This window comes from Comamonas sp. JC664 (assembly GCF_042647185.1).
On sequence record NZ_JBHRUZ010000003.1, the window covers coordinates 20,113 to 29,525 of the forward strand.

Consider the following 9,413-nt stretch of genomic DNA (forward strand, 5'->3'; position numbering starts at 1 on the left):
CGTCAAAAAGGGTGGCAAGGTCGTTCACGCTGAAACCCAGACCTTTGACCGCGAAGCAGCCGCCAAAACCTGGATCAAGAAGCGCGAGACAGAGCTTGCGGAACCTGGCGCCCTTGATAAACCTGAAGACCCAATCCTATCTGTCGTCATCCAGAGTACCTGGGGGATAAGCTCAAGCCACACGGGAAGACCAAGGATCAGGTTCTGCGCACAATTGCCAGCTCTTGGCTTGGTGAGACACATTGCTCTCAGATCGACAGTGCGACGGTCATCAAGTACCTAGAAGGCCTTACCAGTCAGCCCCAAACCCGAGGCAACTACCTTTCCCACCTTTCCGCGATTTTCACTGTGGCCCGTCCTGCTTCGGGCTACCCCCTAGACAAGCAAGCTTGTGAAGACGCACGCGTGGTGGCTGAAAAGCTTGGGCTCATTTCCAGGTCAAAGCAGCGCACACGCCGCCCAACTCTTGAGGAGTTGAACAAGCTCATGACCTACTACTCGGTCTATGAGCGAAAGCGGGAGGATTCTATCCCGATGACCTACATCATACTGTTCAGCCTATTCTCCACGCGCCGACAGGAGGAAACCTGCCGCATCTTGGGCGAGGATGTGGATGCGGAAAACTCTGAGGTCATCGTTCGCGACATGAAAAACCCGGGTGAAAAGATAGGCAACGATGTCACCACCCTCCTCCTGCCAGAAGCTCTCAAGCTCATTCAGAATCGCAAGGTGGCAAAGGGTCGCATCTGGCCCTACAACGCTGAGTCTGTCAGCACGAGCTTTACTCGAGCATGCAAGCTACTCGGAATTGAAGATCTACATTTCCATGACCTTCGACATGAAGGGATCAGCCGGTTGTTTGAGATGGGCTGGAACATTCCTCATGTTGCGCAAGTTTCAGGGCATCGCTCTTGGCAGAGCTTGCAGCGCTACACCCAGTTCAAGAAGGTCGGAGACAGATACGAAAATTGGGAATGGAAGACCAAGCTTCTGGCTGGGTAGAGTTTAGCCTGGTCGAACATGAGGGTGCGGCCCTCGCTTGACCTCCTTGTATTTCGCGGAGAGCCAGTGCGACATCTTCCCCAAGATCTCATGCATCTCCCGGAGATTGGTGCCGCACATCCAAATTTGCGGCCAGCGCTGAAGCTCTCCCTCGTCAAACTCGAAACCTCGTAACAGGAGAGTCCCCGATTGGCGTTGCCGCCATACCTCGACACGCTCCAGCCCATGAATGATGAGCCGCATAGGCTCATTGCGATCTACCAGCCAAGTTTGGAAGCTGCCATCTGTCATTGCGGTACTGAGCAGCATTCCCATGGACTTAGCACGCCTGGCCAGTATTTCAGCCGGCAGGTACACACCATTGAAGCACAGCCGAAGCACATAGGCATCACACCCAACCCGGCGCTTGCCCTCCAAATCTAGCTCAGTGCCAGGTGTCGCCATACCCAGGTATAGCCCTGGCAAATCTTGACCCGCAAATTTCCTGACTGCTTCCATTGCTCGCTCCATTTACTGTATACATATACAGTCTTTTGGAGGTGTCTATGGATCAATCAAGATACTGGCGCTGGCACATCAAGAACGGCCAGGGTGGCTGCAGACCACCGAGCACGAGCGATGGGATGGCATCAAGCCAGACTTCCCAGAGGCTATGCCGGTCTTGGGCACTATGATCTTGCACAGCACGCCACTGTCTTCTGATGCAGTGGCCCTTTATGAAAGCTTGGAGCCAGATGTCCCTTTCTGAACGCCGCGGTGTAGTCATTGGTCTTTGGCGGGCCTGGCGCCAGAACATGCGCGACCTTAGCGACGGCTGGTTCCGTATTACGACTCGGGAAAGCAGATCCATCTGTTCTCTGAGTACCTGCAGGCCAGTCACCCTCACCTACTCGACATGCCAGGGCAGGCATATCAAACTATCCACCAGTGGATTGTGGAGGATGTCGAGGGTTAGGCCGCCCTGCCGCGAACACTTCCACCGGTGGCAAACTTGAGCAGCGCTTGTGCGTCTTTTATTGATCCTTCAAGCCACTGATCCACATCAGCCAGCTCGATGGGATCACCTCCGCTTGTCTTGCTGGTCCAAGGAAGTGGCTTTTTGGTATCGGGATTGAGCTCATTTTTGTTTATCTTCCCCATGATCTCGTGACCGTCAGCATTGAGTGTGAGCATCGTATAGCTCTCATGCACTTCGCCTGTGGCCCTATCTGTCCAGATCTTCCACAGCCCGGCTAGCCCCCAGGGATCGCCATCCGCGCGCTTGAAGCGCCACCATTCGCACTTCTTAAACCTGCGCCTCATATGGCCCCCAGTACGGCTCGTCAAAGGTGGTCGCCGGGATGATGCAGCGCTGGCCGCGTTTTCCACGGGTCTTTGAAGCTGCCTTGTCCGCACCACCTCCTCGCACGGGCGTTGTTGGTGCTGTACTTGATGTCAGGCGTCGTTGCCGAACCAAGGGATCAGGCCCCATCTCCCCACGGCAAGCTCTTTGCTGTAGCCAGGGTCGTCTGCGGCGCGCGACGGATGAATCCACCGGTGATCGTGGGAACACATCGCGGCACCCAGGCCCAGCTACCGGGGTTCAGCCACCAGTACTGCTGGATGTAGCCTTCATCTGGGGAGTGGTAGCGATTGCACATTGGAGCTCTTGGCGCCAAGGTACAGGGGCCGGGATCTGACCGATGTCATCCGAAATCGATTTTTCGCGCGCACGGGCCTCGTTCTCGCTTTTATTGACGCAATGATTGCATGCGATGTACGCTGGCTGCTTCGATACAAATTATTGGAGAGAGAAGAATGAATTTTAAAAAGTCATTTTTGAAGTTGGCAGTGCCATTTAGCATGGCTTTTGCATTCATAATGCGTAAACGCTCAAGTCAAACCAGAATACCCGACGAAAGTCACATTTTCCAGAGCTATTGTCAATGGCACCCCTGTAGATCGAGTTCGGGAAACCTATTCTTGGGGCATACAAACTTTACCAGCTCATCGAATTTCCAGGGCAAATTCTGGATTTTTGCATCACACTTTTGCAACTGAAAAGCCAGCTGGAGCTTCACGCAAGAATTGAAGGTCCGTTTCAGAACTGTCGGCACAATTACATCAAATCTGGAGCGCACTTTTTTGCAATGGCAAGAGCTGAAAGCACGGGATGGTAAACCGAGGCAAGGGCTTGATCGTAGGTGGTCTAAGTGCAACAGCTAATCCCTGCCCTAGTGGCGTTACAAGCCAGCCTGAGACCTGGTTCATAGATCCAGCGAGCGGTAATGCGACCAACTACGTCTGGGGTGGCCCAACTGCGGTAGTCCGCTACTAGATAATGTTTGGTACGATGTATTCATTCATGTGGCCGACAACAACTGGTTTGCCTATCAAATCAAAAACCCAAGTGGGCAGTTGGTGGCAAATATTGCAATCCAAGACACAATTAACCAAGAGAATTCCCTTATTAACAACAGGCTTAGCGGCTTCAGCTTCGGCCTCGTCTTGCTAATAACATGTCCCAAGCCTGGACATTGGAATACGATAATATTCAAATTACTTGGTTTTAACGTCACATGGGGCCATGTTTATGTTTGGCATCTACTGACTTAAAAACACGTTAGAAAAAATAGCCTCCCCAGTGCGTAGTGCGCCGGGGAGGCTCTCGCCGTGTGCTTTCAACCATTCGTCACGCGACAGTTATTCAAATGTCAAAAAAACCCTCCGAAGAGGGTTACGGGATCAGCTGGATTTCCGTCGGCGCATGAAGCCTATGGATCCGGCTAACGACCCCGGAGAGCAGCAGCATGCCAACGCCGCCCAGGGCGGGTACTGGTGTCGGGGTAGCTTGAACCACTGGTGCAGCAGTGATCACGATGTTGAAGGTTTGTTCTGCGACATGAACTGCCTTGGCCGCGAGTGTTGGTTGCACCGTGCTATCCATGGCCATGACCGAGAAAACTGTAAGTGCCAGTGGTCGTGGGGCTCCCGGAAATGATGCGGTTGCCGTGTCGAGAGCCAGCCCAGGTGGCAGCTCGCCCGTCACGGAGAAGGTGTATGGAGGCAGGCCGCCTGTTAGCTGCAGAGGTTGAGAATATGCCGCTGCAACAACACCGCCTGCGAGCGTGATGTTTGGACCTGCACCCACAAACATCACGTCTGCGAGTGGAATAGCTTCTGCACTTTCGGGTGACGCCGCTGTCACCAATTGCGTTGGTTGCCACGACCGTGAACTTGTAGGGCGTACCATTGGTCAAGCCGGTGATCGTGCAAGAAGTTTGCTGGCTCGGTGGCAGGGGCCACGGTCTCGGTTGTGCATGAGCCGCCAGGAACGCCTGTCACGTGTACTTAGTGATGGGGGAGCCGTTATCACTCGCAGCAGTCCAAGTGACAGTCAGCGATCGATCCGCAACATTTGAAACACTCACGGACGGAACAGGGTCCGGGCTTGTGACGTTGGCGGTATAAAAAACGCGCTCAAAAGCTGAACTTTCATTCAGCCCAGTAGCCCCGCCGCATCTCCAGCCCCCGCTCAAATTGCCTTGATTGGTATGAACACACATGCGAGTAGCACTTCCTTCACCCGAAGAATTTTGTGTGTCACAACTTGATCTGCTTACAGCCTGCCCTTCCGCAGCAAAACCCCAGAATAGCTCGAATTGAAATACCATGCGACTCCATTGCTTGGTGGTGATAGCAAAGGCTGTTCCCGTATCCGTCATCACGTCGATTTTGGGAGCTTGGGCCAACACCTGCAGGCTGTTGGTCCCGGTGGCGCGACAGGCCATCATCAATTGCTTGCCACCGCAAGCCGTGGATATTTCTTCTATAGATTTCCCGTTTTTGTCAAATGTTTCTTTGTAACACTCCGACCACCCGCCATCTGTCCACCGTTTGCACGGCAACGTTTTGCTGCACACCTACAGGGTTGTAAGTAGGAGTGGCAGCATTTGCTGCGGCCATGCATAACATCGACAAGCCCAGAAATGTCCCGCGTTGATAGAGATACATACGAACGCCTCAGTTAAAAATTGGAATAAGTTATCAGTTTAGTATTTTTAACATTTACAAACAACTGTTTCTCTATTTTTTTTTGTTAGAGGTGTCCCGAGCATAGAGCTGCGCTATCCACAACTCATTGGAATTGGATTGTCGCAATGTGGACCGTGTTTACCGGCTGCAAGCTTGGCCGCTGTCGTCACCGCTCAGCCGCGCTCGATGTTCACCTGGTCACGCAGCGCGGCTACTTCGGAGTCTCTTCGTCTAAGGTCGCTCCCGAGGATTGCGACCACACCGAGGCCTTCTGCAAGCTGGCGGTCGAGGCTGCCGCTTTATCTGCGAGATCGCTGCGGGCAGCTGCGTCGGCTTGGGCTTGCGCGCGATAAGTGGCGGCTCGGCTGTCGGTGTCGCGGTGCAGGCGCTCAGCACGGCAAGCTCAGCGCGCACATCAACATCAATGCCGGTCTTGAGATTCGCCAGACGGTCGGCGTTGTAGATTGTGTCTTGGGCATGCTTGCTTTCCTTGATCGAAGTTTTCGTGTTTTCCACCAGCGCCGCATTTGACCTGGTGGATTCTTCTTTTGCTTGCTCGAGCGGATTGATTCAATCTGCGCGCCCACACGCCAGGCCTGCACATTCCAAGTGCCAATGGCGGCCAGGGCCATCCCAAGCAAGAGAGCAGCAGCATGTGTGTAAGACCATGTTTACCCCTGTTCTGCTAAGCATTTGGCTTGCCTTTCTAGCTGCCGGGTCCACACGCCCTTGCAGCCTTTCGGGCCCCAGTTCTGCGGCAGCGAACAATCCCCCGCCCGCTTGCTTCCCCGCCAGCGGGCAGCGCGTTGCAGGCCTGCAGGTATTCACCGTTCAGCAGGTTGCGCCGCATCGAGCTCGTGCGCCAGTTTGTGATGCCGAACTGGTAGGTGAAGTCCATGTAGAGGTCATATTCGCCCTGGGTGAGCTTCACCCCTGGCAGGCTGGCCCGGAACATGGCTTCGTCCTTGCTCTTGTGGCGCTTTGAGCAGTCTTCGCTGTGGAAGGATGGCCAGCCCTACGCGTGCGCCGCTGGAATGGCAGCACCGGCACAGTAGCTGGCCAGCAAGGGCCTGGCCAGGGCGCATACAGCGTTGCCGATCCCCGACACTATGGCCCTGCAAAGCACAAAACGAATTTCGCATCGTCCGCTGGGACAAAGCTGCTATGGCAGTAACCAGTGCCCACGGCAGCGGCCAGGCGGTGGCGGACCCGCGCGGCGGTAGCGATCCCACCCTGTTGCATGGGAAGCGCCATGTGACTGAATGGACAGGCCGACCCGACAGTGATTGCAGGCAGCACCTCGGGCGAAGGCGCATACCAGTGGCAGATCCACGCTCAGGCATGGATGCCGACCGTGCAGCATATCTCACTGGTGGGCACTATGGCGTAGTGCCCTGGGCCACGTCCGCCGGCGCAGTCAGCGGATCAGCTTGTCACGACAACGGCCGCTGGTCGGTCGCGGATCCACGGCCCATGCCAGCGCCTGCTGAAAAGCTGGTTTGCAGAATCGTGGCCGAAGACGGCACCTGGCACCGCCCATTCACCCTCTGGAGCTTGCAGCGCTGCAGAGTCTGGTAGACCTGAAGAGCAGCTGGAACTGGATGGTCTGAGCGACCAGGCCTGGCGAGAGCGCATCGGCAACGCGGTGCCCGCGCAGCCGGCGAAGCCATAGCGCACGTCATGGGCGAAACGCTCTTGCTCGCTTGGTCTGGAGAAACCTTCCTGCTGTCGGCCCAGCCAGTTTGGGTCAAACCCATGGCCGTCGTACTTTCTCTGCCAGTAGCTGCTTGGTAGCTGCCTGCTTCACCCGTACCATTGCCCGCCTTGAGCGGGCATTTCCACTTTTGGAGCCCAATGTCTGAAACCACCCTTCCGTTCCCCTCAAGACTGCACCCTGCTCTGCAACTTGGGATTTAATCGAGCAGCAGGAGAGCAGCAAAAACCGACTGCACCTCGAATACATGGGTAAGGCCATGCCGGCCGATGTGTACCTGCGCTTCCAGAAACTGCGCGACGAGGTATCCCGGCACTGCTGGACCAGCTGCGCGCTGGCCTAGCCGAAGCCCTGATCAACCGCCTGCCCATTTTGCTCACGCCTATGCGACCAGCTCCTGTTGTGCTGCTTGGTGCCGAGTGAGTCGGCACCCCAAGCTCAACCCGCTGATGCACTGGATTTTGAAGCCGCAGCAAAGGTAATGGCCCAGCGGATGGATTACCCCAGGGAGCAACATGCCAGAGGAAGGCAGATCGCACATGCGCGAGAGCGCAAGAAAAATTGTCAACGCGCCGCATGGCTGCCGGCCAGGCCAAGTAGGAAGGTTGAAAGGCTACAGACGGTCTATCTCAGCAACAGCCTTAGTGAACAAGTTCAAGGCAGCATCGCTATCAATTGTGGCCATTAGATCGATGTCCAGCTCGTCAAGGCTAACGTCGCTGTACCCCATGGACCATGTCGCGTAGCGGCGCTCTTCAAGGTCGTCGCCTGCATTCAGTGCAGGAAGTCTGTATGCCTGCTGTCCTTGGGGAGCTTAGCCACCAACGCATCGACCTCGCTCGCAGGCCCTTCAATATATTGCGTAAAGCGCTCACCATCGAAAACCAGAATGCCAGTGATGCCGTGCGAGGCGTTGAACTCACGCGCCACCTTCACGATGTTTCCCACCTCAGTGGGGTCGCAGTCAGGTGCCAGCCGACTTGAATAGAGGAAAAAACTCAGTGGAGTGGACATAGCAGCACCTTTCATGAACTGATCCACTGTACACCTCCCGAATTACATCTTTGCTTTTATGCAAATTCATTTGAAAACACACGAAACCTAACCAAGGTTGCACCATGACCACCCTGCACTTACCACTCAAGCGCCAATACTTCGAGGCCATACGCGACGGCACCAAGCTCGAGGAATTCCGCTTGTGCACACCATACTGGGCCAAGCGCCTGGAGGACCGCGCGTATGACCGGATCATCCTGACCTCGGGCTACCCCGCCCGCGACGATCTTGCTCGCGCCTGATACTCCTTGGCGCGGCTTCATGGTGAAGACGATCATCCACCCGCACTTCGGCCCTAACCCTGTGCGGGTCTATGCTATCGATGTGAAGCAACCTTCGTGACCAAGTCACTTTTCCGAGTCGGTCACTGGCATATATGGCATCTTGGTTCGTGGAGTATTTTTGATGAGAAGAATTCGACACCTGACAAACCGACATCGAGCAAATTCCACCAACTTGGCTCTTGGATGGCTACTGGCTTTCAACGCTGGTGCAGTTAATGCGGGTGGCTTTCTAGTCCTGCACATGTACACCTCGCACATGACAGGATTCGCGTCACAGATAGCTGATGGCCTGGTCCTGGAAAACATGAAGATGCTTCTGAATGCGCTGGGCGCCATCTTGTCCTTCATGACCGGCGCAGCCGTCTGTGCTGTTTTGGTGAACTGGGGTCGAGAAAAGCATCTCTACAGCGTTTACGCGCTGCCGCTAATGCTGGAGGCATTGATGCTCTTGCCCTTCGGTCTGATGGGCGCTGTCCCCCTCTCCTGGAACACGCCATTCGCTTTTCCCATCACAGTTCTGCTGCTACTCATTCATGATGGGACTTCAAAACGCTGTGGGCTCAAAGACCTCTGGTGGAAGCATTCGCACAACCCATATGACTGGGAACTTCACGGACCTGGGAATGGAATTGGGCAAGCTATTCTTTTGGAAGCGAAGTGGCACTGCTTGTACGGTTCCAACAAGCCGTGTGCGGCATAACTGGGTGCGCATGCGTGCCTCTGCTGGTCTGAATTGGCATGTTCGTGCTGGGAAGCATTACGGGCGCAGTTGGCTTCAGCTACATCGGGTTTTTCTGGGTGGTCCGCTGGCCGCGCTACTGCTCGCGGTGTCAGTGCCGCCATTTATTCATGATGCCAAGCACTCCAACGAGATGCGCGCATTTTTCCAAAAAAGGTGGTGATCACTGAATCACCACCGTCTTAAACAGCAAACCCGCCTAGTGAACTGACCCCAAGAAGTTGGACAGTTGGAAGCTAGGGACTGAAGGCCTGAATCCGGTATTGCACTGGACTCAGGCCTTTTAGTTTTAGCTTGATGCGTTGGTGATTGTAGTAATAGGATGTAGTGGTGAAGACCTTCTTGAAGCTGCGCCACACTGCTGAACTTGTTGAGGTGGAAGAACTCGGACTTCAAAGTTCCGAAGAAGCTCTCCATCGCTGCGTTATCCAGCAATTGCCCCGACGTGACATGCTTTGCACCAGGCCATGATCGGCCAGCAAGCGGCGATAGGCACGACTTTGGTACTGCCAGCCCTGGTCGGAATGCAGCAATGGTTTTTCCTCCCTGCCCACTTGCCTAGCGCCTTGCGCAACATGTCACCCACCATCTAATACGGCATTTC

The 9,413-nt window shown here is 55.1% G+C and carries 8 protein-coding genes and 2 pseudogenes; 3 read left to right on the top strand and 7 right to left on the bottom strand.

Annotated elements, in window-relative coordinates:
- Positions 1–486 precede the first annotated feature (486 nt).
- Entirely contained in the window at positions 487–1,002 is a 516-nt protein-coding gene (locus ACFODQ_RS00450; protein WP_377014350.1) for a tyrosine-type recombinase/integrase, read from the top strand.
- 3 nt (positions 1,003–1,005) lie between these two features.
- On the opposite strand, the gene ACFODQ_RS00455 is transcribed toward ACFODQ_RS00450, so the two are convergent.
- From ACFODQ_RS00455 to ACFODQ_RS00480, 6 genes are all read right to left on the bottom strand, one after another.
- Complete coding sequence (locus ACFODQ_RS00455) at positions 1,006–1,419, bottom strand: hypothetical protein (protein ID WP_377014352.1); 414 nt, start codon at positions 1,417–1,419, stop codon at positions 1,006–1,008.
- Between the two features lie 534 nt (positions 1,420–1,953).
- Positions 1,954–2,175, bottom strand: a complete 222-nt coding sequence (locus tag ACFODQ_RS00460) for a hypothetical protein (protein ID WP_377014354.1) — start codon at positions 2,173–2,175, stop codon at positions 1,954–1,956.
- A gap of 1,543 nt (positions 2,176–3,718) precedes the next feature.
- The gene (locus tag ACFODQ_RS00465; RefSeq protein WP_377014356.1) at positions 3,719–3,928 is read right to left on the bottom strand and encodes a hypothetical protein; all 210 of its coding nucleotides are present in this window, start codon (positions 3,926–3,928) and stop codon (positions 3,719–3,721) included.
- Entirely contained in the window at positions 3,921–4,313 is a 393-nt protein-coding gene (locus tag ACFODQ_RS00470; protein WP_377014365.1) for a fibronectin type III domain-containing protein, read from the bottom strand. Before ACFODQ_RS00470 ends, ACFODQ_RS00465 begins: the two co-directional genes overlap by 8 nt.
- Before the next feature lie 1,409 nt (positions 4,314–5,722).
- Positions 5,723–5,971 (bottom strand): glycoside hydrolase family protein, encoded by a 249-nt coding sequence (locus ACFODQ_RS00475; RefSeq protein ID WP_377014358.1) that lies wholly within the window; start codon positions 5,969–5,971, stop codon positions 5,723–5,725.
- Positions 5,972–7,504: 1,533 nt separating this feature from the next.
- Entirely contained in the window at positions 7,505–7,759 is a 255-nt protein-coding gene (locus ACFODQ_RS00480) for a BLUF domain-containing protein (RefSeq protein WP_377014367.1), read from the bottom strand.
- A gap of 89 nt (positions 7,760–7,848) precedes the next feature.
- Between ACFODQ_RS00480 and ACFODQ_RS00485 the strand changes: the two genes are divergently transcribed.
- Both ACFODQ_RS00485 and ACFODQ_RS00490 read left to right on the top strand, forming a co-directional pair.
- Positions 7,849–8,028 carry a hypothetical protein gene (locus tag ACFODQ_RS00485; RefSeq protein ID WP_377014360.1) on the top strand — a complete coding sequence of 60 codons (180 nt, stop codon included), beginning with the start codon at positions 7,849–7,851 and terminating at the stop codon, positions 8,026–8,028.
- A gap of 163 nt (positions 8,029–8,191) precedes the next feature.
- A pseudogene (locus tag ACFODQ_RS00490) lies at positions 8,192–8,972 on the top strand (YoaK family protein).
- 73 nt (positions 8,973–9,045) lie between these two features.
- Here the strand turns inward: ACFODQ_RS00490 and ACFODQ_RS00495 are convergent.
- Positions 9,046–9,398, bottom strand: a pseudogene (locus ACFODQ_RS00495) (IS3 family transposase); the annotation flags it as partial.
- Positions 9,399–9,413: the final 15 nt, after the last annotated feature.

Excerpts from the sequence above, each read along its gene's own strand:
- ACFODQ_RS00465 (WP_377014356.1), bottom strand. The coding sequence starts at position 3,928 with ATGGATAGCACGGTGCAACCAACACTCGCGGCCAAGGCAGTTCATGTC.
- ACFODQ_RS00450 (WP_377014350.1), top strand. The coding sequence starts at position 487 with ATGACCTACTACTCGGTCTATGAGCGAAAGCGGGAGGATTCTATCCCG.
- ACFODQ_RS00460 (WP_377014354.1), bottom strand. The coding sequence starts at position 2,175 with ATGCTCACACTCAATGCTGACGGTCACGAGATCATGGGGAAGATAAAC.
- ACFODQ_RS00485 (WP_377014360.1), top strand. The coding sequence starts at position 7,849 with ATGACCACCCTGCACTTACCACTCAAGCGCCAATACTTCGAGGCCATA.
- ACFODQ_RS00475 (WP_377014358.1), bottom strand. The coding sequence starts at position 5,971 with ATGTTCCGGGCCAGCCTGCCAGGGGTGAAGCTCACCCAGGGCGAATAT.
- ACFODQ_RS00480 (WP_377014367.1), bottom strand. The coding sequence starts at position 7,759 with ATGAAAGGTGCTGCTATGTCCACTCCACTGAGTTTTTTCCTCTATTCA.